The organism is Paenibacillus rhizoplanae (genome assembly GCF_042684125.1).
In the GTDB taxonomy this organism is placed as follows: Bacteria; Bacillota; Bacilli; order Paenibacillales; family Paenibacillaceae; genus Paenibacillus_AQ; species Paenibacillus_AQ rhizoplanae.
In genome coordinates this window covers 1-1,443 of record NZ_JBHUKY010000043.1, presented here as the reverse complement: position 1 = coordinate 1,443, position 1,443 = coordinate 1, and the positions used below count along the sequence as shown (strand labels likewise).

Below are 1,443 nucleotides of genomic sequence, written 5' to 3'. Positions count from 1 at the left end.
TGAGGATTTTGCATAATTCATATTTTGATTCAAAGTCATAGTTAGGCCACAGTGGAATCTCCTTGTTGTGAGAGCGGAGCGATAAATGGACAGACGGGCAGAATTTCAATGAATTTGAATTTTTAAGCTGCGTTTTGGACGCGTTGCTTCGCGATGGCCAGAGCAGAGGCAAGTAACACAATCGCATTTAAATATTGGTGAGTCGTGACTTTCTGAATCCCCCAAACATGGAGTTGGTCTGCAGTTAAATAGGTCTTCATTCGAGAATTGCAGCGTTCTACACTGGTTCGTTTATTGTAAAGTTCCTTCCAGCCTCGGCTTTCCCGATGCGGCAATGCATAGCGCCTAAGATCCGTTTGACTGTTGATTTTAACCACCATTCCATAATTGGAGGATGAACAAGCAGCCATGCCTAAAGGACAATCCACTTGACCTGTCGTATGTGGGCAACGAAATTTCAAATATACCTTTTCCTGTCCCCAATACGTCATGGGGAATCCCATCGAACAACAGGGCGTGCCTTTTTGGGTGATCCCCGCTGGCGGTTCCTTTTCATTCCGCGGATTCAGCGGAATAATGGCTTGCGCCTTGACGTTCCGGGCCGCCTCGTAGTTTTTCATTTGGTCGTAGCCCGCATCCAGCATGAAGAATTTCACGTTGGATTTTGCAGCGACAGTTGTCATGAGTGCAGGCCCTTCGTCTCCGTCGTTCACATGAGCAGGAGTCACCTGGAGCGCCATAGGAAGTTCACTCTTGGCATCGACAGCCAGGTGCAACTTATAGCCAAACCACTTGACTTTGTTGCCGAAGGTGTCAAACTTTGCACCCCAGTTGGCATTGCCAGTGAGCTCGCTTTTTCGCTTGTGTTCTTTTTTCTCATAGGCGTGAATGGCTGCGCTGTCGATGGCGACATGCGTGCCGTCGATGATTCCAACTTCTTGGCACTGAGCCACAAGATCCTCAAATAACTGCTGAGTAAGGTTTTTGCGGGTCAACTCGGCAAAAACCCGGCTTAACGTGGAAATTGAAGGGGCGGGGATATCTAGCCGAAGCCCACATTGGTAACGGAAACGAAGGTCAAACTCCAGTCTACGCGCTAGGCCGGTGAACGTATCGATGTTCTCTAAGGGAGCCGCGAGTAATGCGCGAAGAATGCCTTGACGGCAGTGCCCATCCGCTCCTCGGGGTGAAGGGTTTCTCAATTGCCTCGCATACGGTCTCAGGTCCAATGCACTGAAAAAGATAGGCAGTCGTTCTTTCGATTCGATTTTTTGAAGCTCCTCAAAGGAAAATAGACTTTCTTGGAGAATATACAAAGGGGGCTTCCTCCTCTTGAGTGTTTTGGTGTCGTTACCAAAAAACTTCTCCAAGTTGGGGTGAAGTCCTTTTTTATACTCGAAAAACCTTTGTGTAACAAGGGCTTAGATTAATGCAAAATGCTCA

1 protein-coding gene is annotated in these 1,443 nt (G+C 47.8%); it reads right to left on the bottom strand.

Translation table 11 applies throughout. The features are described from left to right. Positions 1-122 precede the first annotated feature (122 nt). Entirely contained in the window at positions 123-1,316 is a 1,194-nt protein-coding gene (locus tag ACFSX3_RS22420) for a transposase (protein WP_209994898.1), read from the bottom strand. Positions 1,317-1,443 lie beyond the last annotated feature (127 nt).